The following is a 26,013-nucleotide window of genomic DNA, read 5'->3' as shown; positions in this document are numbered from 1 at the left end:
TGGGGCCGTTATGAAAAGCTTTTCACTGCAAACTCGATTGTACAGCGGCCAGGGAAGCCTGGATGTGCTTAAGCGCTTCACGAATAAGCATATCTGGATTATCTGCGATGGTTTTCTCGCGCGTTCTCCCCTGATTGAAAAGCTGCGCGACGCGCTGCCAGCGGATAACCGCATCAGCATTTTCAGCGATATCACCCCCGATCCCACCATTAGCACGGTAGTACAAGGGATTGCGCAAATGCAGTCCCTACGACCGGACGTCGTCATTGGTTTTGGCGGTGGATCTGCACTGGACGCCGCAAAAGCCATCGTCTGGTTCAGCCGACAGTTCGGTATTGAGATTGAAACCTGCGTTGCAATTCCCACCACCAGCGGCACGGGATCGGAGGTGACCAGCGCCTGCGTGATTAGCGATCCGGATAAAGGCATTAAGTATCCATTATTTAATAATGCGCTTTATCCGGACATGGCCATCCTTGATCCGACGCTGGTCGTCAGCGTTCCACCAGCCATAACAGCGAATACCGGCATGGACGTATTAACGCATGCGCTGGAGGCTTACGTATCCACGAAAGCCAGCGACTTCACTGATGCGCTGGCTGAAAAAGCGGCACAAATTGTCTTCCAGTACCTGCCTGTCGCCGTCAGCAAAGGCGACTGCCTGGCAACCAGAGGAAAAATGCACAACGCGTCAACGCTCGCGGGAATGGCATTCAGTCAGGCTGGTCTGGGTATCAATCATGCGATTGCCCATCAGTTGGGCGGCCAGTTTCATCTGCCCCACGGACTTGCCAATGCGCTGCTGCTGACCCATGTCATTCATTTTAATGCCCGCGATCCGCGGGCCGCGAAGCGCTACGCCCGTTTCGCTAAAGCCTGCCACCTATGCCCGGATAACGCGAACGATACGGCGGCACTGAATGCGCTAATTCGTCATATAGAGCTACTCAAAAAACAGTGTGCGTTACCTTCTTTTGCTGACGCGCTTAAAGACGGAAAGCAAGCCTGGTCACAACGTATACCGTCGATGGTTCAGGCCACGCTGGCTGATGTCACGCTGCAAACCAATCCTCGTGTTGCCGACGCCAGCGCCAGCGCCATGCAGGAACTGCTTGAGGAATTATTATGAAGACAGCCATGACGGCAGAGTCCACGCTTTATGATGCGCAGACAATTCGCGAACGCGTTCGCGCAGCGGGTGTTGTCGGGGCCGGAGGCGCAGGCTTTCCAGCTCACGTAAAATTACAGGCGCAGGTCGATACGTTTCTGGTCAATGCGGCAGAATGTGAGCCGATGCTGAAAGTTGACCAGCAATTGATGGCCGTTCAGGCTGAGCGACTTATCCGCGGCGTTCAATATGCCATGACGGCTACCGGGGCCAGGGCCGGTATTATTGCGCTCAAAGAGAAATATCAAAAGGCTATCAATGCGTTAACGCCCCTTCTGCCTGCCGGGATCCGCTTACATATTTTGCCTGATGTCTACCCGGCTGGTGACGAGGTTTTGACCATCTGGATGGCGACGGGCCGGAGAGTTCCGCCTGCCGCGCTGCCGGTCAGCGTCGGCGTGGTGGTCAATAACGTCCAGACTGTACTCAACATCGCCAGAGCCGTTGAGCAGCAATACCCGGTTACGCGTCGTACCCTGACCGTTAACGGCGCGGTCGCCAGACCAATCACTCTTACCGTCCCTATCGGAATGTCTTTACGTGAGGTTCTGGCGCTGGCCGGTGGTGCTACCGTTGACGATCCCGGTTTTATTAACGGTGGCCCGATGATGGGCGGCCTGATTACCTCACTTGATACCCCAGTCAGCAAGACCACCGGGGGACTGCTGGTTTTACCAAAGTCTCATGCGTTGATTCAGCGGCGGATGCAGGATGAACGCACCGTGCTTTCCGTCGCAAAAACCGTTTGCGAGCAGTGTCGTTTGTGTACGGATTTGTGCCCAAGACATTTGATCGGCCATGAATTATCGCCGCACCTGCTGGTTCGCGCGGTTAATTATCAGCAGGCGGCCACACCGCAGTTACTGCTCACGGCCCTGACCTGTTCAGAATGCAATGTATGTGAAAGCGTAGCCTGTCCGGTTGGGATTTCACCGATGCGAATTAACCGCATGCTTAAACGCGAGCTACGGGCGCTCAACCATCGTTATGAAGGGCCGTTAAATCCTGAGGATGAAATGGCGAAGTATCGGCTTATTCCGGTGAAGCGCCTTATTACCAAACTGGGCCTTAGCGACTGGTATCACGATGCGCCACTGGCTGAGACTGATTATCCCACAGATAAAACGACGCTGTTGCTACGCCAGCATATTGGTGCCAGCGCCATCCCATGTGTACTGCAGGGCGAACACGTTGTTCGCGGTCAATGCGTTGCCGATGTGCCGTCCGGTGCATTAGGCGCACCTGTCCACGCCAGTATTGACGGTATTGTCAGCGAAATTACTGAGCAATCCATCACGGTAATAAGAGGTTAATCATGTCTCAGGCTATAGGGATTTTAGAACTCACCAGCATTGCCAAAGGAATGGAAGCTGGCGATGCCATGTTAAAAAGCGCGAATGTTAATTTACTGGTCAGCAAGACCATCTGCCCGGGTAAATTTCTGCTCATGCTCGGTGGTGACGTAGGCGCAGTACAACAGGCGATCGCCACCGGAACTTCTCTTGCTGGCGATATGCTCGTTGATAGTCTGGTACTACCCAACATTCACGCCAGCGTACTTCCTGCGATCAGTGGACTTAACAGCGTGGATAAGCGTCAGGCCGTGGGCATTGTTGAAACATGGAGCGTTGCGGCCTGCATCTGTGCCGCCGACCGTGCGGTTAAAGCCTCCAATGTCACGCTGGTACGCGTCCATATGGCATTTGGTATTGGCGGCAAGTGCTACATGGTTGTCGCTGGCGATGTGTCTGATGTGAATAACGCAGTGACAGTTGCCAGTGAAAGTGCAGGTGAAAAAGGTCTGTTGGTTTACCGTTCGGTCATCCCTCGTCCGCATGAAAGCATGTGGCGACAGATGGTGGAGGGATAATGGAAAGACAACCCACCACGGATCGTATGATTCAGGAATATGTTCCTGGCAAGCAGGTTACGCTGGCGCATCTTATCGCTAATCCGGGTAAAGATTTGTTCAAGAAACTGGGATTACCAGAGTCGGTTTCCGCAATCGGTATTCTGACGATTACCCCCAGCGAAGCCTCAATCATCGCCTGTGATATCGCCACGAAATCCGGGGCGGTAGAGATTGGTTTTCTCGACCGTTTTACCGGCGCAGTGGTACTGACAGGCGATGTTTCCGCTGTTGAGTACGCGCTGAAACAGGTAACCCGGACGCTGGGCGAAATGATGCGTTTTACCGCCTGTCCCATCACCCGGACATAATCTCATGAAACGCATAATGCTAATTGGCCCCAGCCAGTGCGGTAAAACGTCACTCACGCAGTGCCTGCGGGGAGAGGCGCTTCACTATCAGAAGACCCAGGCCATTGTCTGGTCTCCCACAACGATAGACACACCGGGTGAATATCTCGAAAACCGCTGCCTGTACAGCGCGCTGCTGGCCAGCGCCTGTGAGGCAGACATCATCGCGCTGGTTCTCAATGCTGACGCGCCGTGGTCACCTTTTTCTCCAGGTTTTACTGGCCCGATGAACCGACCCGTTATCGGCCTCGTCACCAAAGCCGATTTAGCCAGCCCGCAGCGTATTTCTCTCGTGGAGAGTTGGCTAGTTCAGGCTGGCGCGCAACAAGTATTTGTCACCAGCGCGCTGGAGAATACCGGGGTCGATGAGATGTTCATTTTTCTGAATGCAAAGGAACCTTCATGTCTCACAAAATAATGGCCATTAATGCAGGTAGTTCCTCGCTTAAGTTTCAGCTCCTGGCGATGCCGCAGGGTGAAATGATTTGCCAGGGACTGATCGAGCGTATCGGTATGTCTGATGCGCAGGTCACCCTAAAAGCACCAGCGCAAAAATGGCAGGAGACGTTGCCCGTAGCCGATCACCGTGAAGCAGTAACGCTGCTACTGGAAAAACTGCTCAGTCACAATATTATCAGCAGTCTGGAAGAGATCGACGGCGTTGGCCATCGCGTCGCACACGGTGGAGAATCCTTCAAAGATTCCGCACGGGTAACCGATGAAACACTGGCGGAAATCGAACGCCTAGCGGAACTGGCACCGCTTCATAACCCGGTTAATGCGTTGGGGATTGCGATATTTCGCCAGCTACTGCCGAAAACGCCAGCCGTTGCGGTTTTTGACACAGCTTTTCATCAGACCCTTGATGAGCCTTCTTTCATCTATCCCCTGCCCTGGCGCTACTACTCAGAGCTCGGTATTCGTCGTTATGGTTTTCATGGTACCAGCCACAAGTATGTCAGCGCTCAGCTTGCTGAAAAGCTGGGCGTGCCGCTCAGCGCCCTGCGGGTTGTTTGTTGTCATCTGGGCAACGGCAGCAGCATCTGCGCTATCAAAGGCGGACACTCGGTAAATACCTCCATGGGTTTTACGCCGCAGTCTGGCGTAATGATGGGCACGCGAAGTGGCGATATTGATCCATCCATTCTGCCGTGGATTGCCCTGCGTGAAGGCAAAACCCCGCAGCAGCTCAACCAATTGCTCAACAATGAGTCCGGATTACTCGGAGTTTCTGGTGTTTCACCCGACTACCGGGATGTTGAACATGCCGCAGATACGGGCAATCACCAGGCAGCACTGGCGTTGACGCTTTTTGCCGAGCGGATTCGCGCCACTATTGGCAGCTATATTATGCAGATGGGCGGTCTGGATGCGCTGGTGTTTACCGGGGGAATTGGTGAAAATTCAGCGCGGGCTCGCGCCGCGATTTGCCACAACCTGAATTTCTTAGGTCTGGCCGTTGATGAAGAAAAAAATCAGCGTAACGCCACCTTTATTCAGACGGAAAATGCGGTAGTTAAAGTGGCGGTGATTAATACCAATGAAGAGCTGATGATAGCCCAGGACGTTATGCGTTTAGCGATATCAGAAACTGTGACATTGGGCATTCCCGCCTGATATTGCCGCACCGCAAATTGCGGCAAATCATGGTAATAGCGCGATCGCCATGACACTATGCACCGAGGATTGCTGAACACAAAGGTGAAGACGTGGCTGTTGCGCAATGTCCCGCATCGTGCGGAGAACTTATCCAGGGCTGGATTCTGGGCAGTGAGAAACTGGTCTCCTGCCCGGTCGAATGGTATAGCACCGTTGAGGTCACTTCAGGCTCACCGCTGACAGATGAACGTCCACTTTCTCGGGCAATGGTTGACAGGTTATTACAGCACTGGCAGTACCCGGCGCATCTCAGTCAGGATATCCGGATAGATGTTCAGTCAACCATTCCCATCGCGAAAGGAATGGCCAGCAGCACTGCGGATATTGCCGCCACGGCCATCGCCGCGGCGCATTATCTGGGCCATCAGCTGGACGAGCCAACACTGGCGCAGCTTTGCGTTTCGCTGGAGCCGACCGACAGCACCGTATTTCGTAAGCTAACTCTTTTCGACCATAACAACGCCTCCACGCAAATTGGTTGTGAAGCTCAGCCTCAACTCGATCTGCTGGTTCTCGAAAGCCCTGAAACATTGCGTACCGCGGATTATCACCGTATTCCACGTCAGTCCGGCTTGCAGGCGGGAGCTGCGGCCCTCCAACGGGCATGGGAAAAAGTACAGGAAGCCTGTATTAGCCAAAATCCTTACCGGTTGGGAGAAGCGGCTACGCTTAGCGCAATCGCCAGCCAACTGCTGTTACCAAAGCCAGATTTTGATTCACTATTAGCACTGGTGGAAGAATGTGATTTATACGGCGTCAACGTCGCGCACAGCGGCAGCGTAGTCGGACTGATGCTGGACAGAAATCGTCATGATGTGGATTACATTAAATGGATGCTGACGCAGAAAAAACTTACGATTCACTGGCCAGAACAGCATTTGTTACGCATGGTAACGGGCGGGGTCGAACTGCAATAAGGGTCGCCGCACGGCAGCGACCCGGACAAGCATAAAATCGTTACTCGGCTTTCGCTTCGCCGTTTTTCACTTCGCCCATGGCTTTCAGCTTTTTAGAGATATCGCGGCGTTCTTTAGAGATCTCGGCGTTTTTGATGATGTAGTCATCAACACGATCTTCATAATCGCTTTTCATGCTGGCAATGATGCCCTGAATCGCTTCCACGCTCATACCAGGCTTGATGTAGTCGCTCAGGTTGTCCAACAGCAGAACGCGTTTCTGGTTGTCACGGATCTTTTTCTCAACGTCCTGGATTTCACGTTGCAGTTTGTTTTTACGACGGAACAGACGAACAAATTCCAGCACGTCCTGGAAAGAAGGCTTGGTAGTTTCCATTTTTACACCCCTGATAATGTGAGATTCGGATTCGTTAAAACAACGGCTAAAGTGGGTCAACATTACTTTCATGCCCGCCATACTTCAAGTTGCATCTGCATCGACAATGCATGGTTGAAACCTGAGTTATCGAGGGTAAAGCCATTGCAGTTACCAATGGTTTTAGCCTTTTTCAGTATCATACCTCTAATCTTTGCTGAATCGAAGCAGCAGTAGAACCAATCCCCTCATCTGCTCTTTATTTGCGCAGTGCGCGACAGATTAAATGTGACAGTAACTCCAGCTGTCGAGCCATCTCCATGTTCAACCAAACGTAGCCGTGAATGGGCGTTTCTGCGACATTATCGCCTTTATGCTCAGCAATAAGCTGACGCAGCTCTGCCACGGTGTCATTGAGCTTTTCCGTATTGGCAAGCACCGGCTGCGGATTACCTTCATACAAGGCGTGGGTTATTGTCAGTAGTGCCTGCTGGGTCCTGAGCTGAGTTTCACGCAGCGTATGCGCATTCAACATGACAAAGTGGCTGGTACGGCTGGCCCACAGCGCATTAATTTGCAGCTCGAGCATGCAGACCAGATTGCGATTCACCGTCTGAATAGCCTCAAAGATCGACTTTTGAATGCGGGTTTCCTTGCTGGCAGGAGCGATGAGCCCACGCATTTTGACAACGTCGCTCAACAGTTGTTGTAAATGCTTCTCCAGCCGCGGTTGCTCGAGCAGATTGGGGGATAGCGCGGCCTGATACACCCGATTGTACCCCGTGACGCAATGCGCCAGTTGGATACGCCAGTGTATAAATGCTCGCTGCGGCCAGATGCCGGTAAACAGCATCGCCAGTAACGACCCCAGAATAACATCACCACCGCGCCATAACGCGGTATTCATATCTCCGGCAGGCGCACCCACGACCACGGCAAGCGTTATGCCAATCAGCAGCGCCTGATACGGCCTTTTACCCAGCGCCAACCAGCCGCAGAGAAACATCGCTACCGCGCACCATATCAGCATTAACGGCAGCGAGAAGAGTTCCAGACGCAGGGCAACCAGTCCCAGGACCGAGCCCAGGATCGTGCCGCCTATACGTTCAAAGGCCCTGGGAACAACGTTACCCCAAAAAGATATTGGCCCCATAATCACCACCAGCGTGATCAGAGGCCATGTACCTTCGGGAATGTTTAACAGGCGTACCAACAGAAAAGTAAGGAGAAACGCCAGCGCAATGCGAATACCATGCACCACACGATAATGACGATACAAACGAATTTCAAAAGGACTCAGCGATTTGTCTGCACGCACTCATGCACTCCGTCAGGGAATAGCAAAGAAGCGAATTGTACCTGTTTTTAGCGTGAAAAGATCATCCTGATTTACACCCCAAACAGTTACTTCGTCTGCACTGGCACGTACATTTCAATGTCCCAGTAACCGTCCTCCATGCCATTGTTCATATAAACTTCAAAGCAGGGTTTAGCGGCTATCGCATAAGTCGTATCCTGCAACAGGCGCTCGAAGAACTGATACCAAGGCGTCGCAAAATCGTGATTCTCAACGCGCGCAACGGCGACAGCATAGTCGCCACCCGCCAGTTCGGTGAGGATCACCCCTTCGCTGTTTTCCGGGATTTCAAAACCTTCAGGCACAGAAACCACGGTATCACAGCGCAGTTTTTCCGCAGGAACAACATCAGGGTTGTCGTAATAAACAGCAATCCATTCCAACGGCACAATCTGTTTTCCGTCGACCCACTTCATTAATTGCTCAAACCCCTGCTTCACCGTTTGTTCCCACGGTCCAACCATATGGAAACCGGCAATCATGCGTTTTTCGACCAGCTTTATCTCGTACTCCATACAACCTCCACTGTTACACTGTATTTATATACAGTGTAATTTCTGGCTATGTCGGCCACAAGGAAATATTGATTATTATGTGAGCAGATTCGCACTCTTGCCAGTCAGACGCATCAGGAAAAACTACGCCTTGTGGTGGAAATAATCGCTCAGGCGCGAGAAAACGCCGCCTTCGCCGACAGATTCCAGCGTAACCAGAGGCCAATGTGCCACCAGCTTATCCCGATCGTAGAGTTCAATTTCCCCCACACGTTGATGCGCAGTGATGGGAGCAACCAGCTCTTTCTTATCAAGGACATATTTTGCTTTGATGTTAGGGACTTCTGCTTTAGGCAGGGCCATCCAGAAATCCTGCTCGGTTCCGAGGCTGATTTTTTCTTTATCGCCATACCAGATGCGTTCAGTGCCAACCTGCTTACCGCTACGCAAAACCTGCACTGTATCGAAGTTGTGTTGCCCCCATTGCAGCAGTTTACGCGCCTGATCTTCGCGCCCTTTCGCACTCTCCGCGCCCATCACCACCGCAATCAGGCGGCGCTGACCATCGACGGCGGAAGCAATCAGGTTAAACCCGGCACCGGACGTATGCCCTGTCTTCAGGCCATCTACGTTCATGGTTTTATCCCACAACAAACCGTTACGGTTTTGCTGTGTGATGCCGTTCCAGGTAAGGCTTTTCTCACTGTACATATGGTAGAAATCCGGTTCCCCGTGGATGATAGCGCGAGACAGCACGGCCAGGTCGTACGCGGAGCTATGCTGACCCGGCGCATCCAGACCATGTACCGTTTCAAAATGGGTGTCCTGCAGGTTCAGCTTTTGCGCATAGTTGTTCATCATCGCGACAAACTGCGGCTGCCCTCCGGCGATGTAATCCGCCAGTGCCACGCAGGCATCATTACCGGAATCAACAATTAACCCACGGCTGAGGTCGCGTACCGAAACGCGATCCCCTTCTTTCAGGAACATCAAGGATGAACCGACAAATACCGGATTATCTTTTGCCCATGCATCGCGCCCGACGGTCACAATATCTGTCGGACTAATACGCTTGCTGTCAATTGCGCGATCGACAACATAGCCAGTCATCAGTTTCGTCAGGCTGGCAGGATTGCGCTGCTGGTGTTCATTACCGGCTGTCAGGATTTGGCCCGTGGTGTAATCCATTAACACCCATGCCCCGGCAGTAATCGCAGGAGGTTGTGGGGCGAAGCTCACGGCATCGCTCGCGTAGGCGGGCGAAAAACTCATCGTTAATAGTGAAGCGGCAATAAACAAACGGCGTTTCAACAGCATGTCCTCAGGAAAGGGAGAAATAGCCGTTCTTTTTACGGAAGTTCTGTCGAACAAACATGGATAAATTGCAAGAAAATGTGACATAAGGCACATTTTCTTGCTATCAGGAAAGGGTTTCAGAGACAAATCTCGCCGGAACTACCCTTTACGCGGCGCGGTCTCTGCGTGATGACTGCGATGGCGGTGATAACCATCGATCATACTGCGAAAAATTTGCCCTGGCGTGTCACCCAGCGTGCACAGGTAAATATGCGCGCAGATGAACAGTAAGCCCACAATCGCTAACGCCATATGCAGCACCAGCATCACCGGCCCAACCCCTACCACCTGCGGGTAGAGACATAGCAACCCGGTGATGATCAGTAGTGGAACCAGTGCGTACATGATGGCCAGGTAGGCCAGCTGTTGCAGCGGGTTAAATTTGTCCTCTGCCGTTGCGGCAAACGGGTGCGGCTCACCTTTCATAATGCCATACAGATAAAAGCGTGTTTGCAGCAGGCAGCGTGATATCAACCCGCTAAATTTCACGCGATAATGGCAGCCGTTGCCGCTGGTTGCGTTTATTAACACAAAGCCAATCCAGAAGGCCAGCAATGCGAAGCCACACCAGGTATGTACCTGCACCATTAAGGCCACCGGTCCGACAGAAAAGTGGCCAAACAGGCCGCTCAGCAGAAGCAGGATAAAGAGCAGCGCATTACCCCAGTGCCAGCGGCGGACCGCCAGCGAATAAAGGTAGTCCCGATGCTCTTCCCCGGTTGCCGTTTTGGGCGCCAGCATCCGACGTAACAGCGCGTGCGTGACCAGGCCCGCAATCATCAGCACAATAATAACGCCTGCATAAATGAGCCACAGCGGCCAGTAGTCCGGCGCATAGTGAAGCTCTGCTCCCCAGATAGAATTCATACATTACCCTCCTGATGGATCTCTTTACGCCGATAGACACTTACCGGGCCGCTACGCGTATCCTGCTGGCGATAAACCTCTTTTTGATTAATCCAGTGCTGAATTTCCGGGTCATCGCGACGTCCAAACTTCAGCGCATCCGTCGGACAAACGGAAACGCAGGCTGGCGATTGTCCGACCTCCAGGCGAGTATCGGCGCAGAAGTTACATTTGTCGGCAATCCCCGTTTGTGGGTTGAGGTAGCGGACATGGAACGGGCAAGCGGCAACGCAGTAGTCACAACCAATACAGCGAGACTTATCCACTTGCACAATGCCATTTTCGTCACGAAATGAAGCACCGGTAGGACAGACGCTGACGCACGGCGCATCTTCACAATGCTGACAGGAAACGCGAACAAACTGGAAGTGGGACAGCACCTCAGGTTCATGTTCGGGTGAACGGATCTGCACTTGTAGGCGACTAAATCCCTCCGGCACGTCATTCAGTACCTTGCAGGCAACCGTACACGCCTGACAGCCAATACAGCGTTTCTCGTCATGCAGCATGACATAAGGGTTTGTTGATTGATTCATGATGTTCTCCTTTCTCATGCCCGACGAAGCGTGACGCCAGCGGTGTGCACCACCGTACCGGAAACCGGACTGGTAACATGCGGCAGCAAATTACCGCAGTGAATACCGTGCGTCGTCGCCGCTGTTTTAGCTCCCGCCTTGGCGCCAAATCCCATATAAACGAACAGCGTATCGGGTCGTATTCCGGCAGTAACCAGCGCTTTGCCTTTTTCCTTACCGGTCGCATTTTCCAGCCAAATCTCATCGCCGTTTTTGATGCCTTTTTCACGAGCCGTTTGCGGGTGGATCCACACCGCGTTATCCCACATCAGCTCACTCAGCAGCGGTACATATTGCGTCGCGCCGTTGGTATGCACCGCCACTTTTCCCTGAATAAAATAGAGTTCATTGTCGCCTTTGAGGGCAAAATTGCGGGCGCGCGGAATACCGTAGCCAGGCAAAAGTGCTTCCAGCTCTTCAGAGTAGAGTTCAATTTTTCCAGACGGGGATTTAAAGCGCAGTTGCTCACCATAGGTACCGTCGCCGTCAACCGCCACCGCGCCCGGATAACGCGCCACAAACTGACGCACTGCTTCAGGTTCCCGCAGCAGCAGCGGAACACCCCACTCCCGATATCCTTTCTGGCGCAGTTCAGCGGAAAGCGCATGATCGCCATTAAGCTGGTACAGCTGCCGTGTCTGCATATCCTGCCAGGGGTAGAACTGCCCAAGACCTAACTGCACGGCCAGCTCTTTCCAGATTTGCCAGCTCGGACGCGCATCCCCAATCGGCTCTACAACCTGCTGGCGCAGGGCATAGGCCGGATTCAGGCCCGACATGTCAGAGACTTCTTCATCGCGTTCAAGGTAGGTGCATTCGGGTAACAGATAATCGGCATATGCCGCGCTTTCGCTTAAATAGACATCGCAACTGACCACCAGATCGAGTTGTTCGACGGTTTTGACCAGATCAGGTCGGCAGGTCACGGTTTGGAAAGGATTGTGACGGGACATAATCCATCCCTTCACCGGATACGGTGTCTGGTTTAACACGGCATCGATGATGCTTTGCACCACGCCGCCGCCCGCCGCGATGTACTTGAATTGTGGGGCAACCAAATCGATGCGCTGCGCCGTTGGTTTGGGCAATTTGGCATCAGGTTTTGCCAGCACCGGAGCGACCTTCTCTCCGGCCAGCTTATTATAGGTTGCCGCGGCTTTTTTCTGGTACAAGCCCCCTTCACGCTCAATATTTCCCAGCAGTGCATTGAGAGTGAAAATCATACGCCGCATATCAATTTCTTCTTGCGAAAACGTCGCGCGATGGCCAGGGCTGATGATAGCATGAGGCGCACAGGCGGCCATTTCGCGGGTGACCCGAACAATGACATCAGCAGGCACGTCAGCCTGCTTTTGCGCCCATTCTGGCGTGGTCTCTTGTACCGCTTCGGCCAGTTGGTCAAACCCTGTGGTGTAGCGCGCAACGAAGTCCGCGTCATACAGATGTTCATTAATCATGACGTGACACATGGCCATTAACACCGGCAAGTCGCCGCCCGGCTTGAGCGCATGCCATTCATCCGCCTTGCTGGAGAAAACTGACAAACGGGGATCGAAGCTGACCATTTTTGCGCCCTTTTCCTGCGCGGTCATCAGTTCATGCGTTTCGGCAACCTCAATACCTTCATAGAGATTGTGGCCAAAAGAGACCATATAACGGGTATTGGCGATATCCATAGCCAAATCGCCGCCCATCATCACTTTGGCGGCAATCGATTTTCCGGCAGGGCATGTCGACGCATGCGTAAAGGTGTTTGGCGATCCAAACGCCGTTGCCAGCTGAAATAAATGACCCGAAAGCGAACCGGATTTGGAAGAGAATACGACCCCCTGAGGGCCATGCTGCGCTTTTATTGCCGTCATTTTTTCGGCAATTTCTTTGTAAGCCTGTTCCCAACTAATAACCTGCCATTCTCCGCTCCCGCGAGGCCCTGTGCGTTTCATGGGTTTGACAATACGGTGCGGGTCGTTGACCAGGCTAACACCACTGCCTCCGCGCGCGCAGACACGCGTGCCTTGTTGAGGCGCATTAGGGTCCCCTGAATAAAAACCGTCTTGTTATTAATTACCTGTGCCTGTATTGGGCAACGATAAGAACACATTTCGCACAAGCTTGGCGTCAGAGATGTTTTCCCCTTAATGCTCTCTGGAGAATTTCGCGCCAGTGCGCCTGGCGGAAAACTGCCTATCGCGCAGGCTGAGCAACCGATACCCACTCCTCGCAAAAAATTACGCCGACTAATGCTCATATAACCTCCTGTTATTAGATATATCCAATTATTATATGGTGTTTAAATTATTAATTTTTAACCTCACTCACATTTCATTAGAATATAGAGCAGCTAACCGCCAAAATAAAAACCCATTGTTTATAAAAGAATTTTAAAATTTCCAGAACACAACAAATCAGCACCAAATAACAATAATGGTTCTCATTTATATTATTTATCAGCTCATAGATTTCAGACAATTTATTCCAGTAATTTCCCTTAACAGTGCAAAATTTATTAATCAATTCTATTAAAGCCTGTTCATCTCAATTTTATTGCGTACATCATTCAGCATTGATAATCGCTTTGCTGATTACCTCGCTATTTTTTGGTATTCTTGGACGAGCGCTAAATTGATCCCGGACATAACTGAACAATGAATGACGGCAAGCAGCAACCTGGTTTTCTCTTTCACGATTACGAGACCTTTGGTACCCATCCGGCGCTGGACAGACCCGCGCAATTTGCGGCTATCCGCACAGATAGCGATTTCAACATTATCGGTGAACCTGAAGTCTTTTATTGCAAACCCGTAGACGACTATCTGCCGCAGCCTGAGGCGGTGCTGATAACCGGTATCACACCGCAGGAAGCGCGTGAAAAAGGAGAAAATGAAGCCGCCTTTGCTGCTCGCATCCACGCCCTGTTCACCGTGCCGAAAACCTGTATCCTGGGCTATAACAACGTGCGCTTCGATGATGAAGTGACGCGCAACATCCTGTATCGCAATTTCTACGATCCCTACGCCTGGAGCTGGCAGAACGATAATTCACGCTGGGATCTGCTGGATGTGATGCGCGCCTGCTATGCCCTGCGTCCTGAAGGAATTAACTGGCCGGAAAACGACGACGGCTTACCCAGCTTTCGCCTGGAGCATTTGACCAAAGCCAACGGTATTGAACATGCCAATGCCCACGATGCGATGGCCGACGTATACGCCACAATTGCGATGGCGCAATTAGTGAAGTCGCGCCAGCCGCGCCTGTTTGATTATCTCTACAGCCATCGCAATAAGCACAAGCTGGCCGCACTGATTGATGTCCCGCAAATGAAGCCGCTGGTCCATGTTTCAGGGATGTTCGGCGCATGGCGCGGCAACACCAGTTGGGTGGCGCCATTGGCCTGGCATCCTGAGAATCGCAACGCGGTGATTATGGTCGACTTAGCCGGTGATATTTCACCGCTGCTCGAACTGGACAGCGACGCGCTACGTGAGCGGCTCTACACTGCTAAAGCTGATCTGGGAGATAACCCAGCCGTGCCGGTTAAACTGGTGCACATCAACAAATGCCCGGTACTGGCACAGGCGAATACCTTGCGCCCGGAAGATGCCGATCGCCTTGGCATTAACCGCCAGCATTGTCTGAATAATCTCAAAATACTGCGCGAAAACCCGCAGGTTCGCGACAAAGTGGTGGCCATCTTCGCCGATGCGGAACCCTTTACGCCATCAGATAACGTAGACGCACAGTTGTACAATGGTTTTTTCAGCGATGCCGACCGTGCCGCGATGAAAATCGTTCTGGAAACTGAGCCGCGCAATTTACCGGCGCTGGATATCTCCTTTGTCGATAAGCGCATTGAAAAGCTGCTGTTTAACTACCGCGCACGTAACTTCCCCGGAACGCTGGATGAAGCCGAACAGCAGCGCTGGCTGGACCATCGTCGTCAAATATTCACGCCGGAGTTTTTGCAAAATTACGCCAATGAATTGCAGATGCTGAGCCAGCAATATGCAGATAACAAAGAGAAACTGATGCTGCTGAAGTCACTCTGGCAGTATGCGCAAGAGATTGTATAACTCCCACGTATAAAAAAACCGGAGAACATGTCTCCGGTTTTTTTTATCTAAATACAGCTATTACGCGATATCTTCGTCGTACTGTGGCACCGGGTTACGGAAGCTTTTGGTCACGCAAGCCAGGTAAATCAGACCAATAGCGGCCCAGATCAGACCCAGAACCATTGAGCTCTCTTCCAGGTTCACCCACAGCGCACCAACGGTCAGCGCACCGCACATTGGCAGGAACAGATACTGGAAGTGGTCTTTCAGCGTCTTGTTACGCTTCTCACGGATCCAGAACTGGGAGATCACCGACAGGTTAACGAAGGTAAACGCCACCAGCGCACCGAAGTTAATCAGCGCCGTCGCCATCACCAGGTCGAAGTTAATTGCCAGCAGAGCAATCGCACCAACCAGAATGATGTTCATGGACGGAGTACGCCATTTCGGGTGGACATAACCGAAGAAACTTTTCGGGAACACACCGTCACGCCCCATCACATACATCAGACGCGCTACGCCTGCATGCGCCGCCATACCTGACGCCAGTACGGTAATGGTAGAGAAAATCAGCGCGCCGACCTGGAAGAACTTACCAGCGACATACAGCATGATTTCCGGCTGCGAAGCGTCCGGATCCTTGAAGCGCGAGATATCCGGGAAGTACAGCTGCAACAGATAGGTGGAGACGATAAAGATCAGGCCACCAATCAGCGCGGTCAGGAAAATCGCCCGCGGGATCACACGTTCAGCGTCTTTGGTTTCTTCAGACAGGTTGCTGATACCGTCAAAACCGGTGAACGAGAAGCACAGGATAGTCGCTCCCGTGATCATCGGGATCACATGCGCATCACCTGACCAGAACGGACGGCTGCTCGCCAGCGTACCGGCACCTTCCCCTTCGAACACGCCATAAACGACCATGCCGAGGATCACTGCAATCAGCACCACCTGCAACAACACGATGACGGTGTTGAAATTCGCAACAGATTTCAGGCTGCGCAGGTTAAAGGCGGTCATAAAGGCCACCAGCGCCACCACGAATATCCATGACGGTATCGACGGCACCAGAGCTTCAAAATAAATTTTCGCCAACAGAATGTTGATCATCGGTGCGAACAGGTAGTCCAGCAGTGATGACCAACCCACCATAAAGCCAACGGTCGGGCTAATGGATTTCTGGGCGTAAGTGTAGGCAGAGCCTGCAGACGGATAGCGACGCACCAGTTTACCGTAGCTCAGTGCGGTAAAGAGGATGGCGATCAGTGCAAAGGCGTAAGCTGTCGGGACGTGACCATCGGTCATTCCTGATACGATACCGAATGTATCGAACAGCGTCATCGGCTGCATATAGGCAAGGCCCATCATGACAACCGGAACCAGCGTAAGCGTTTTACGTAATTCCACGCGAGAGGTGTTTGGAGTAGCGTTATGCGACATGGTTATCCCCCATTACGGCGAAAACCGTCGCGTAAGCAAAAAATTGCCCCATTTTTTGTTAATCCTCAGCGACAACAACTGTCGATTTTTAAGTAAGTATCTATCCGGTACGAAGCCCGGCCTCTTTTATGAATGATTGGTTTGATGCAAAAAAATAACCGACGCGTATTAAAACGTCGGTTAATGTCATTTTTTGCAAGCGGCGTATTTTGCACTAATTTGGAGAGAAATAACAAGAGATTGAAGCTACTACAAAAGAATATTTTTTCTTAACTGATTGATTTATCAGCAGCCGTTTTAACATACACCCCCGCAATAGCACTATTTGCTAAAATCTCATCCCGCCACCAGGCACTGGCCAACCCGGCAGTCTGTTCATTCCAACCTATCCACACGGGTTCAAAGATAATTTGTGCGACCACCTTTTTCTCAATCAGAGCGCCACTCTCCAGAAATCGCTGCGCCAGATAGCGCGGAATATAGCCGCATCCCAGACCACTGATTTGCAGTTCCAGCTTGGTTTTGAAGTCAAAAACGGTGATGGCTTCCTGATCGTCAAGCACCTGGGAGCCGGAGACGTTGGCATGCTGTGCATTGTCGCCCACCACAATCGCGCGAAAACGCCGAATAGTGCGACGATTTAACGGCTCCTGTTCCTGCGCCAGCGGATGATGCGACGCAACCACAAACACCTGCTCCAGAACCCCTAGCTGCGCAAAGCCAAATTCGCTCGCGGCAGGTGGTTCATGCGTGGCGCCGACAATAATATCTGCCCGCCCCTGAGTGAGGGCATCCCAGGAGCCGCCCAGCACGCCATTGATAAATTTCAGGCGCGTCACACTGTGGTGTTGATAGAAAGATTCGATGAGTGGGGCCAGCAGCGAAAAGGGAAACGTATCATCTACGCCAATAACCAGTTCATTCTCCCAGCCTTCGTGAAGTTTAATCGCCTGCTTTTCGAGTTCACGGACGGTGTGCAACACCTCCCGCCCCTTTTCCAGCAGCATCTGCCCGGTACGGGTAAACTTAGCCCGATGGCCGCTGCGATCGAGTAGCTGAATATTAAGATCGCTTTCCAGCTTATGGACGGTGTAGCTAAGCGCGGACGGCGTCTTAAACAATTTTGCCGACGCCGCTGCGAAACTGCCCTCTTTTTCCAACGCATCGAGGATGATAAGAACGTCCAGCAGTGGTTTCATACTCGCCTCCTGGCGGTATCAGCGGCACTCTGCTGGTCTGTCACTCCATCGGCATCACCAGCGGGTCAGGATACTGGTACTCAAACCCAAGCTCGTTACAAATACGGTTGCCATCAATGACTTTACCTTTACCGTTATCCTCATTGCCACGAAATTCCGGCGGCTCCATCCCCAACTGGCGGGCCATCTGTGGATAGAACACATTGCGCGCCGGATGCATAGGCGCACATATATTATAGATGTGTCCCCCTTTTGGCGCTTGCAGCAGCAAAGAGATGGCGGAAACCACATCATCCAGATGCACCAGATTGACGCCATGGTGTCCATCTGGCGCTGTCTTGCCAGCGAAAAAACGACCGGGATGTCTTCCCGGGCCGACAAGTCCGGCCAGGCGCAAAATATCCACCGAAGTGCCGGGTAAATTGTGCAACCAGTCTTCAAGTTCTTTCAAAACACGACCACTTGCCGTGACCGGGTTACGCGGAGTCCCTTCTTTCACGATGCCTTGTGCATCGCCATAGACCGACGTCGAACTGGTAAAAATAATCCGCGGGATACGGTACGCCAGCGCACTGTCGACCAGCTGCTGCATAGCCTGCAGGTAAAATGTCTCCCCCGGACCGCTACGGCGCGCAGGTAGCGTAATAACCAGCGCGTCGGCGTCCATCAGTGCGTCGAGATCGTCTGTCTCACAGACCAGTTCAGGCTCCAGGCGCAGCGAGTAGCTCTCTATACCACTCATGCGGGCCGCTTCCACCCCATCCAATGTGGTTTTGCTGCCGGTAACCTGCCAGCCTCTCGCCGCCAGCGACATAGCTAACGGCATGCCTAACCAACCTAAACCGACAATTGCGACCTTTTTCATGCCTTCTCTCCTGACTTTTGGCCTATAACGCAAGGCTACGCTAGCCCACAGTGGCTGACAATTCATAGTATCAATATGAAATGAATTAATGATCAAAAAAAGCCCTTGCTTTCCGTAGCTAAAGTGGTTTAGGTTAAAAGACATCAAATGAATAAACATTCATCGAGAAAATTTATGACACGCGCTCAATTCAAACACCATCATCACCATCATCCTGACTAGTCTTTCAGGCGATGTGTGCTGGGAGACATTTAAATCTTCCAGCGGTGCATGAGCGTATGAGAAAGCCCCCGGAAGATTTCTTCCGGGGGCTTTTTTTTGTGCGTGACCCAAACTGATTCAGACAGGATAACGAGGAATAAAGAATGTTAGATAACACCCGTTTACGCATAGCTATGCAGAAATCAGGTCGTTTAAGCGATGATTCACGCGAATTGCTGGCCCGTTGCGGCATTAAAATTAATCTTCACACCCAGCGCCTGATCGCGATGGCTGAGAATATGCCGATCGATATTCTGCGCGTGCGTGATGATGATATCCCGGGTCTGGTGATGGACGGCGTCGTAGATCTCGGCATCATCGGGGAAAACGTTCTCGAAGAGGAACTGCTCAACCGCCGGGCACAGGGTGAAGATCCGCGCTATTTTACCCTGCGTCGTCTGGACTTCGGCGGTTGCCGTCTTTCGCTGGCTACCCCGGTTGATGAAGCCTGGGATGGCCCGGCAGCGCTGAACGGTAAGCGTATCGCTACCTCTTACCCACACCTGCTTAAACGTTATCTTGATCAAAAAGGGGTGTCGTTTAAATCCTGTCTGTTAAACGGCTCTGTAGAAGTCGCTCCCCGCGCAGGTCTGGCTGATGCGATTTGCGATCTGGTGTCAACCGGAGCCACGCTTGAAGCCAACGGTCTGCGTGAAGTGGAAGTGATTTACCGCTCTAAAGCCTGCCTGATTCAGCGCGACGGCGAAATGGCCGAAGCCAAGCAACAACTGATCGACAAACTGCTGACCCGTATTCAGGGGGTCATTCAGGCACGTGAATCAAAATACATCATGATGCACGCGCCGAGCGAACGTCTGGACGAAGTCATCGCCCTGCTGCCAGGCGCTGAGCGCCCTACCATTCTGCCACTGGCAGGTGACCAACAGCGCGTAGCCATGCACATGGTCAGCAGCGAAACCCTGTTCTGGGAAACGATGGAAAAACTGAAAGCGCTCGGCGCCAGCTCCATTCTGGTGCTGCCGATTGAGAAGATGATGGAGTGATAGCCATGAGCTTCAATACCCTGATCGACTGGAATAGCTGTAGCCCCGAGCAGCAGCGCGAACTGCTGATGCGCCCGGCGATATCCGCCTCTGAAAGCATCAGCCGCACGGTGGCCGAGATTCTTGAGAACGTCAAAAATAACGGCGACCGGGCGCTGCGTGAATACAGTGCGAAGTTTGACAAAACCGAGGTCGGCGCGCTGCGCGTCACCGAAGAAGAAATTCAGCAAGCCAGTAGCCGCCTGAGCGACGAGCTGAAACAAGCCATGCAGGCGGCGGTGCGTAATATTGATGCGTTCCACACCGCGCAAATTCTGCCGCCAGTGGATATTGAAACTCAGCCTGGCGTGCGCTGCCAGCAGATTACTCGCCCTATCGCCTCCGTAGGCCTGTATATTCCAGGGGGATCGGCACCGCTCTTCTCGACCGTATTAATGCTGGCGACCCCGGCGCGTATCGCCGGCTGCAAAAAAGTGGTGCTCTGCTCACCGCCGCCGATTGCCGATGAAATCCTCTACGCCGCGCAACTGTGTGGCGTAAAAGAGGTGTTCAACGTGGGCGGCGCGCAGGCCATTGCCGCGCTGGCGCTGGGTACCGAATCTATTCCTAAGGTCGATAAAATCTTCGGGCCAGGCAATGCGTATGTGACCGAAGCCAAACGTCAGGTCAGCCAACGTCTTGACGGCGCGGCTATCGACATGCCTGCGGGCCCGTCTGAAGTGCTGGTTATCGCCGACAGCGGCGCGACGCCTGACTTTGTTGCCTCTGATCTGCTTTCTCAGGCCGAACACGGCCCCGACTCGCAGGTTATCCTGCTGACGCCAGACGCTACGCTTGCCGAAGGCGTGGCCAAAGCCGTTGAACGCCAGCTTGCCGAGCTTTCCCGCGCCGACACCGCACGTCAGGCGCTCGCCGCCAGTCGACTGATCGTCGCCAGAGATCTTGAGCAATGCGTGGCCATCTCTAACGCCTACGGCCCGGAGCACCTGATTATTCAGACCCGTAACGCGCGTGAACTGGTTGACGATATCACCAGCGCTGGTTCGGTATTCCTGGGTGACTGGTCTCCTGAGTCAGCTGGTGACTATGCTTCCGGCACCAACCACGTTCTTCCGACCTACGGCTATACCGCAACCTGCTCAAGCCTTGGGCTGGCTGATTTCCAGAAACGGATGACGGTACAGGAATTAACTCCCCAAGGTTTCTCTGCCCTGGCCTCCACCATTGAAACACTGGCCGCGGCTGAACGACTGACTGCCCACAAAAATGCCGTCACCCTGCGCGTTAACGCCCTGAAGGAGCAAGCATGAGCACTGACAACTTTCTCAGCGTCACTGATTTAGCCCGTAAGAATGTTCGCGAGTTAACGCCCTATCAGTCTGCCCGTCGTCTTGGCGGTAACGGGGACGTGTGGCTCAACGCGAATGAGTACCCAACCGCCGTTGAGTTCCAGCTACGCCAGCAGACGCTGAACCGCTATCCGGAGTGTCAGCCGAAAGCCGTAATTGAGAATTACGCGCAGTATGCTGGCGTCAAACCAGAGCAGGTGCTGGTCAGCCGCGGCGCAGATGAAGGGATCGAACTGCTGGTGCGCGCTTTTTGCGAACCCGGTAAAGATGCCATTCTCTACTGTCCGCCGACTTACGGCATGTACAGCGTCAGCGCCGAAACGATTGGCGTTGAATGCCGCACCGTCCCGACCCTGGATAACTGGCAGCTGGATTTACAAGGCATCGCGGACAAGCTTGATGGCGTGAAGGTGGTCTACGTATGCAGCCCCAATAACCCAACCGGCCAGCTGATAAATCCGCAGGACCTACGTTCACTGCTCGAAATGACGCAGGGTAAAGCCATCGTGGTCGCTGATGAGGCCTATATTGAGTTTTGTCCGCAGGCTACGCTGGCAGGCTGGCTGTCTGAGTATCCGCATCTGGCAGTATTACGTACGCTGTCCAAAGCGTTTGCTCTCGCCGGTTTACGCTGCGGATTTACGCTGGCGAATGAAGAGGTTATCAATCTGCTGTTAAAGGTGATTGCCCCCTACCCGCTTTCTACCCCGGTAGCGGATATTGCCGCCCAGGCGCTGACGCCACAAGGGATTTCCGCCATGCGCGAACGCGTAGAGCAGATCCTGCAAGAGCGTCAGTATCTGGTGGAGAACCTGAAAACCATTCGCTGTGTAGAGCAGGTTTTCGACTCTGAAACCAACTATGTTCTGGCGCGCTTCACCGCATCAAGCAGCGTATTTAAATCTTTGTGGGATCAGGGCATTATCTTACGAGATCAGAATAAACAACCTTCATTAAGCGGCTGCCTGCGAATTACTGTCGGAACCCGCGAAGAGAGCCAGCGCGTCATTGACGCCTTACGTGCGGAGCAAGTATGAGCCAGAAGTATCTTTTTATTGACCGTGATGGAACCCTGATTTCAGAACCGCCAAGTGACTTTCAGGTCGATCGCTTTGACAAACTCGCCTTCGAGCCGGACGTCGTTCCCGTTTTGCTGAAGCTGCAAAAAGCAGGCTTTAAACTGGTGATGATTACTAACCAGGATGGACTCGGTACGCAGAGCTTCCCGCAGGCCGATTTTGACGGTCCGCATAACCTGATGATGCAAATTTTCACCTCTCAGGGCGTAGCATTTGATGAGGTGCTGATCTGCCCGCACCTGCCAGCAGACGCGTGTGATTGCCGTAAGCCAAAAGTGAAACTGGTTGAGCAGTATCTGGTTGAACAGGCCATGGATATGGCAAACAGCTACGTCATTGGTGATCGGGCGACCGATATTCAGCTCGCAGAAAACATGGGCATTAGCGGATTACGCTACCACCGTGACATCCTGAACTGGGCGATGATCGGCGAGCAGTTGACCAAGCGAGACCGCTACGCGCACGTTGAGCGCAATACCAAAGAGACGCAGATTGACGTCAAAGTCTGGCTGGACCGCGAAGGCCGTAGCAAAATCAATACCGGCGTTGGCTTCTTTGACCACATGCTGGATCAAATCGCCACCCACGGCGGTTTTCGCATGGAGATTGCCGTCAAGGGCGATCTTTATATTGACGATCACCACACCGTTGAAGATACCGGTCTGGCGCTGGGTGAAGCCTTAAAGCTGGCATTAGGCGATAAACGCGGTATCAACCGTTTTGGTTTTGTGCTGCCGATGGACGAGTGCCTGGCACGTTGCGCGCTGGATATCTCGGGGCGTCCGCACCTGGAATACCGCGCGGAGTTTACCTACCAGCGCGTTGGCGATCTGAGCACAGAGATGATTGAACACTTCTTCCGTTCACTCTCTTACACCATGGGTGTCACCTTGCACCTGAAAACCAAAGGGAAAAATGACCACCACCGTGTGGAGAGCCTGTTTAAAGCCTTTGGTCGTACGCTGCGTCAGGCTATTCGCGTAGAAGGCGATACGCTGCCCTCCTCGAAAGGAGTGCTGTAATGAACGTGGTGATCCTTGATACCGGCTGCGCCAACCTGCACTCGGTGAAATCCGCCGTCGCACGCCATGGATACGACCCGGTTGTCAACCGTGACCCGGACGTGGTGCTGCGTGCCGATAAACTGTTTCTGCCGGGCGTCGGTACTGCCCAGGCGGCTATGGACCAGTTGCACGAGCGTGAACTGATTGAACTGATTAAAGCCTGTACGCAACCGGTACTGGGGATCTGCTTAGGCATGCAACTGCTGGGCCGCCGCAGCGAAGAGAGTAACGGTGTCTCTCTGCTGGGCATTATTGAGCAGGACGTTCCGAAGATGACCGATTTCGGTCTGCCGCTGCCGCATATGGGCTGGAATCGCGTCTATCCGCAGGCGGGAAATCGTCTGTTCCAGGGCATTGAAGATGGCGCGTATTTCTACTTTGTACACAGCTATGCTATGCCGGTGAACCCGTGGACCATCGCCCAGTGCCATTACGGCGAACCGTTTACCGCGGCAGTACAAAAGGACAATTTCTTTGGCGTGCAGTTTCACCCTGAACGCTCGGGCGCGGCTGGGGCGCAGTTGCTGAAAAACTTTCTGGAGATGTAATGATTATTCCGGCATTAGATTTAATCGACGGCACGGTGGTGCGTCTTCATCAGGGCGATTACGCAACGCAACGTGATTATGGCAATGATCCTCTCCCCCGTTTACAGGATTACGCAGCTCAGGGTGCCGAAGTACTGCACCTGGTTGATTTAACTGGCGCGAAAGACCCGGCGCAGCGGCAGATCCCGCTGATTAAAACGCTGGTCGCTGGTGTCAATGTTCCGGTACAGGTTGGCGGTGGCGTGCGTACTGAAGCGGACGTTGCGGCGCTGCTTGACGCAGGCGTGGCGCGCGTGGTGGTAGGTTCGACGGCAGTAAAATCCCCCGAGGTAGTCAAGGGCTGGTTTGCCCGTTTTGGCGCCGACGCGCTGGTGCTGGCGCTGGACGTGCGTATTGACGAGCGTGGTAATAAACAGGTAGCGGTTAGCGGCTGGCAGGAGGATTCCGGGGTTTCTCTGGAAGAACTGGTTGAGACCTATTTACCCGTCGGCCTGAAGCACGTGCTGTGCACCGATATCTCCCGCGACGGCACGCTGGCTGGCTCAAACGTCGCGCTTTATGAAGAAGTGTGCGCCAAATATCCGCAGGTAGCATTCCAGTCATCTGGCGGCATTGGCGGGATCGAGGACGTAGCAGCCCTGCGTGGAACCGGCGTACGCGGCGTGATCGTCGGACGCGCCCTGCTGGAAGGTAAGTTCACCGTTGAGGAGGCCATTCAATGCTGGCAAAACGCATAATTCCTTGTCTGGACGTTCGTGATGGGCAGGTGGTAAAAGGCGTCCAGTTTCGCAATCACGAGATTATTGGCGACATTGTCCCGCTGGCAAAACGCTATGCCGATGAAGGCGCAGATGAACTGGTGTTCTACGATATCACCGCCTCCAGCGATGGCCGCGTAGTGGATAAAAGCTGGGTATCTCGCGTGGCGGAAGTGATCGATATTCCGTTCTGCGTTGCCGGTGGCATTAAATCCATCGACGATGCGGCGCGCATCCTCTCCTTCGGGGCGGATAAAATCTCTATCAACTCCCCGGCGCTGGCCGAACCGGAGCTTATCACCCGCCTGGCGGACCGCTTCGGCGTGCAGTGCATCGTGGTGGGTATTGATACCTGGTATGACGCTGAAACCGGCAAATATCATGTTAATCAATATACCGGGGATGAAAGCCGTACCCGCGTCACGCAGTGGGAAACGCTGGACTGGGTGCAGGAAGTACAGAAGCGCGGCGCGGGTGAAATCGTCCTGAACATGATGAACCAGGACGGCGTGCGTAACGGTTATGACCTGGAGCAACTGAAAAAAGTGCGCGACGTTTGCCATGTACCGCTGATTGCCTCCGGCGGCGCGGGCACCATGGAACACTTCCTTGAAGCATTCCGGGACGCCGACGTTGACGGCGCGCTTGCCGCTTCCGTCTTTCACAAGCAAATTATTAATATTGGCGAATTAAAAGCGTACCTGGCAACACAGGGCGTGGAGATCAGGATATGTTAACGAAGCAACAATGCCGCGAGCTGGACTGGGAAAAAACCGACGGACTGATGCCAGTCATCGTGCAGCATGCGGTTTCCGGTGAGGTACTAATGCTGGGTTATATGAACCCGGAAGCACTGGATAAAACGCTTGAAAGCGGCAAAGTGACCTTTTTCTCGCGGACCAAGCAGCGTCTGTGGACCAAAGGAGAAACCTCCGGTCACTTCCTGAACGTGGTGAGCATCGCGCCTGACTGCGACAACGACACCCTGCTGGTGCTGGTTAACCCGATTGGCCCGACCTGCCATAAAGGCACCTCAAGCTGCTTTGGCGATGCCAGCCACCAGTGGCTGTTCCTGTATCAACTGGAGCAACTACTGGCCGAACGTAAAACCGCTGACCCGGCAAGCTCCTACACCGCGAAACTGTATGCCAGCGGCACTAAACGTATTGCCCAGAAGGTAGGCGAAGAAGGCGTAGAGACCGCGCTGGCCGCAACCGTGAACGATCGTCTCGAACTGACCAATGAAGCCTCTGATCTGATGTATCACCTGCTGGTTCTGCTGCAGGATCAGGACCTCGACCTGACGACGGTGATTGAGAATTTACGCAAAAGACATCAGTAATCTGTA

General features: G+C 53.2%; 25 protein-coding genes, 2 pseudogenes and 1 other annotated feature. Of the genes and pseudogenes, 17 read left to right on the top strand and 10 right to left on the bottom strand.

What is annotated here, in order from left to right; all coding sequences use genetic code 11:
- Positions 1 to 10: 10 nt before the first annotated feature.
- The 7 genes from HV334_RS09770 (at position 11) to HV334_RS09740 (ending at position 6,003) form a co-directional block, all read left to right on the top strand.
- Positions 11 to 1,129, top strand: coding sequence for a 1-propanol dehydrogenase PduQ (locus tag HV334_RS09770; RefSeq protein ID WP_181221591.1), 1,119 nt, complete (start codon positions 11 to 13; stop codon positions 1,127 to 1,129).
- Positions 1,126 to 2,481, top strand: a complete 1,356-nt coding sequence (pduS, locus tag HV334_RS09765) for a cobalamin reductase PduS (protein WP_047499008.1) — start codon at positions 1,126 to 1,128, stop codon at positions 2,479 to 2,481. Before HV334_RS09770 ends, pduS begins: the two co-directional genes overlap by 4 nt.
- 2 nt (positions 2,482 to 2,483) lie before the next feature.
- Positions 2,484 to 3,038: a propanediol utilization microcompartment protein PduT gene (gene pduT / locus HV334_RS09760; RefSeq protein ID WP_003030201.1), complete on the top strand. Its 555-nt coding sequence runs from the start codon at positions 2,484 to 2,486 to the stop codon at positions 3,036 to 3,038.
- A complete protein-coding gene (gene pduU / locus HV334_RS09755) occupies positions 3,038 to 3,388 on the top strand; it encodes a propanediol utilization microcompartment protein PduU (RefSeq protein ID WP_016156881.1) in 351 nt (116 codons plus the stop codon). The genes pduT and pduU overlap by 1 nt, the downstream gene beginning before the upstream one ends.
- A 4-nt stretch (positions 3,389 to 3,392) precedes the next feature.
- The gene (gene pduV, locus HV334_RS09750) at positions 3,393 to 3,845 is read left to right on the top strand and encodes a propanediol utilization protein PduV (RefSeq protein ID WP_181221590.1); all 453 of its coding nucleotides are present in this window, start codon (positions 3,393 to 3,395) and stop codon (positions 3,843 to 3,845) included.
- Positions 3,830 to 5,044, top strand: coding sequence for an acetate/propionate family kinase (locus HV334_RS09745; protein ID WP_047499004.1), 1,215 nt, complete (start codon positions 3,830 to 3,832; stop codon positions 5,042 to 5,044). The genes pduV and HV334_RS09745 overlap by 16 nt, the downstream gene beginning before the upstream one ends.
- A gap of 92 nt (positions 5,045 to 5,136) precedes the next feature.
- A complete protein-coding gene (locus tag HV334_RS09740; RefSeq protein WP_181221588.1) occupies positions 5,137 to 6,003 on the top strand; it encodes an L-threonine kinase in 867 nt (288 codons plus the stop codon).
- Positions 6,004 to 6,043: 40 nt separating this feature from the next.
- Here the strand turns inward: HV334_RS09740 and HV334_RS09735 are convergent, their stop codons facing one another.
- The 7 genes and pseudogenes from HV334_RS09735 to phsA all read right to left on the bottom strand — a co-directional run bounded on the left by HV334_RS09735 (position 6,044) and on the right by phsA (position 13,294).
- Positions 6,044 to 6,379 carry a DUF496 family protein gene (locus HV334_RS09735; protein WP_003834176.1) on the bottom strand — a complete coding sequence of 112 codons (336 nt, stop codon included), beginning with the start codon at positions 6,377 to 6,379 and terminating at the stop codon, positions 6,044 to 6,046.
- Positions 6,380 to 6,617: 238 nt separating this feature from the next.
- Positions 6,618 to 7,676 (bottom strand): FUSC family protein, encoded by a 1,059-nt coding sequence (locus HV334_RS09730; protein WP_016156885.1) that lies wholly within the window; start codon positions 7,674 to 7,676, stop codon positions 6,618 to 6,620.
- 86 nt (positions 7,677 to 7,762) lie between these two features.
- Positions 7,763 to 8,230 carry a DNA gyrase inhibitor SbmC gene (sbmC, locus tag HV334_RS09725; RefSeq protein WP_016153545.1) on the bottom strand — a complete coding sequence of 156 codons (468 nt, stop codon included), beginning with the start codon at positions 8,228 to 8,230 and terminating at the stop codon, positions 7,763 to 7,765.
- A gap of 123 nt (positions 8,231 to 8,353) precedes the next feature.
- Positions 8,354 to 9,526: a serine-type D-Ala-D-Ala carboxypeptidase DacD gene (gene dacD, locus HV334_RS09720; protein ID WP_181221586.1), complete on the bottom strand. Its 1,173-nt coding sequence runs from the start codon at positions 9,524 to 9,526 to the stop codon at positions 8,354 to 8,356.
- Positions 9,527 to 9,664: 138 nt separating this feature from the next.
- The gene (gene phsC, locus HV334_RS09715; protein ID WP_181221584.1) at positions 9,665 to 10,432 is read right to left on the bottom strand and encodes a thiosulfate reductase cytochrome B subunit; all 768 of its coding nucleotides are present in this window, start codon (positions 10,430 to 10,432) and stop codon (positions 9,665 to 9,667) included.
- Positions 10,429 to 11,007 (bottom strand): thiosulfate reductase electron transport protein PhsB, encoded by a 579-nt coding sequence (gene phsB, locus HV334_RS09710; protein ID WP_016153548.1) that lies wholly within the window; start codon positions 11,005 to 11,007, stop codon positions 10,429 to 10,431. The genes phsC and phsB overlap by 4 nt, the downstream gene beginning before the upstream one ends.
- A 14-nt stretch (positions 11,008 to 11,021) precedes the next feature.
- Positions 11,022 to 13,294, bottom strand: a pseudogene (gene phsA / locus HV334_RS09705) (thiosulfate reductase PhsA).
- 397 nt (positions 13,295 to 13,691) lie between these two features.
- On the opposite strand from phsA, the gene sbcB reads away from it, so the two are divergent.
- Entirely contained in the window at positions 13,692 to 15,116 is a 1,425-nt protein-coding gene (gene sbcB, locus HV334_RS09700; protein WP_181221583.1) for an exodeoxyribonuclease I, read from the top strand.
- 60 nt (positions 15,117 to 15,176) lie between these two features.
- Here the strand turns inward: sbcB and plaP are convergent, their stop codons facing one another.
- From plaP to HV334_RS09680, 3 genes and pseudogenes are all read right to left on the bottom strand, one after another.
- A complete protein-coding gene (gene plaP / locus HV334_RS09695; protein ID WP_016153551.1) occupies positions 15,177 to 16,538 on the bottom strand; it encodes a putrescine/proton symporter PlaP in 1,362 nt (453 codons plus the stop codon).
- A gap of 214 nt (positions 16,539 to 16,752) precedes the next feature.
- Positions 16,753 to 17,737, bottom strand: a pseudogene (locus tag HV334_RS09685) (LysR substrate-binding domain-containing protein).
- Positions 17,738 to 17,777: 40 nt separating this feature from the next.
- Positions 17,778 to 18,602 (bottom strand): SDR family oxidoreductase, encoded by an 825-nt coding sequence (locus tag HV334_RS09680; RefSeq protein WP_141875394.1) that lies wholly within the window; start codon positions 18,600 to 18,602, stop codon positions 17,778 to 17,780.
- A 174-nt stretch (positions 18,603 to 18,776) separates the two neighbouring features.
- Between HV334_RS09680 and hisL the strand changes: the two genes are divergently transcribed.
- From hisL to hisIE, 9 genes are all read left to right on the top strand, one after another.
- Complete coding sequence (gene hisL, locus HV334_RS09675; protein ID WP_100250077.1) at positions 18,777 to 18,824, top strand: his operon leader peptide; 48 nt, start codon at positions 18,777 to 18,779, stop codon at positions 18,822 to 18,824.
- Positions 18,800 to 18,922: a sequence feature (His leader region), on the top strand. It overlaps the preceding gene by 25 nt.
- 45 nt (positions 18,923 to 18,967) lie before the next feature.
- Complete coding sequence (hisG, locus tag HV334_RS09670; RefSeq protein ID WP_003834191.1) at positions 18,968 to 19,867, top strand: ATP phosphoribosyltransferase; 900 nt, start codon at positions 18,968 to 18,970, stop codon at positions 19,865 to 19,867.
- 5 nt (positions 19,868 to 19,872) lie between these two features.
- The gene (gene hisD, locus HV334_RS09665; RefSeq protein ID WP_046275333.1) at positions 19,873 to 21,177 is read left to right on the top strand and encodes a histidinol dehydrogenase; all 1,305 of its coding nucleotides are present in this window, start codon (positions 19,873 to 19,875) and stop codon (positions 21,175 to 21,177) included.
- On the top strand, positions 21,174 to 22,253 hold the full coding sequence (hisC, locus tag HV334_RS09660; protein WP_103766461.1) for a histidinol-phosphate transaminase: 1,080 nt from the start codon (positions 21,174 to 21,176) through the stop codon (positions 22,251 to 22,253). Before hisD ends, hisC begins: the two co-directional genes overlap by 4 nt.
- Positions 22,250 to 23,317, top strand: a complete 1,068-nt coding sequence (hisB, locus tag HV334_RS09655; RefSeq protein WP_181221581.1) for a bifunctional histidinol-phosphatase/imidazoleglycerol-phosphate dehydratase HisB — start codon at positions 22,250 to 22,252, stop codon at positions 23,315 to 23,317. The genes hisC and hisB overlap by 4 nt, the downstream gene beginning before the upstream one ends.
- On the top strand, positions 23,317 to 23,907 hold the full coding sequence (hisH, locus tag HV334_RS09650; RefSeq protein ID WP_181221579.1) for an imidazole glycerol phosphate synthase subunit HisH: 591 nt from the start codon (positions 23,317 to 23,319) through the stop codon (positions 23,905 to 23,907). The genes hisB and hisH overlap by 1 nt, the downstream gene beginning before the upstream one ends.
- Complete coding sequence (hisA, locus tag HV334_RS09645; protein ID WP_046275331.1) at positions 23,907 to 24,644, top strand: 1-(5-phosphoribosyl)-5-[(5-phosphoribosylamino)methylideneamino]imidazole-4-carboxamide isomerase; 738 nt, start codon at positions 23,907 to 23,909, stop codon at positions 24,642 to 24,644. Before hisH ends, hisA begins: the two co-directional genes overlap by 1 nt.
- Positions 24,626 to 25,402, top strand: coding sequence for an imidazole glycerol phosphate synthase subunit HisF (gene hisF / locus HV334_RS09640; RefSeq protein WP_019077116.1), 777 nt, complete (start codon positions 24,626 to 24,628; stop codon positions 25,400 to 25,402). Before hisA ends, hisF begins: the two co-directional genes overlap by 19 nt.
- Positions 25,396 to 26,007, top strand: coding sequence for a bifunctional phosphoribosyl-AMP cyclohydrolase/phosphoribosyl-ATP diphosphatase HisIE (gene hisIE, locus HV334_RS09635; RefSeq protein WP_103766463.1), 612 nt, complete (start codon positions 25,396 to 25,398; stop codon positions 26,005 to 26,007). Before hisF ends, hisIE begins: the two co-directional genes overlap by 7 nt.
- Positions 26,008 to 26,013: the final 6 nt, after the last annotated feature.

Origin of the sequence: Citrobacter sp. RHBSTW-00944, assembly GCF_013615435.1 — a bacterium.
In the GTDB taxonomy this organism is placed as follows: domain Bacteria; phylum Pseudomonadota; class Gammaproteobacteria; order Enterobacterales; family Enterobacteriaceae; genus Citrobacter; species Citrobacter braakii.
The sequence above is the reverse complement of the archived record's forward strand: the minus strand, read 5'-3'. Positions and strand labels throughout refer to the sequence as shown.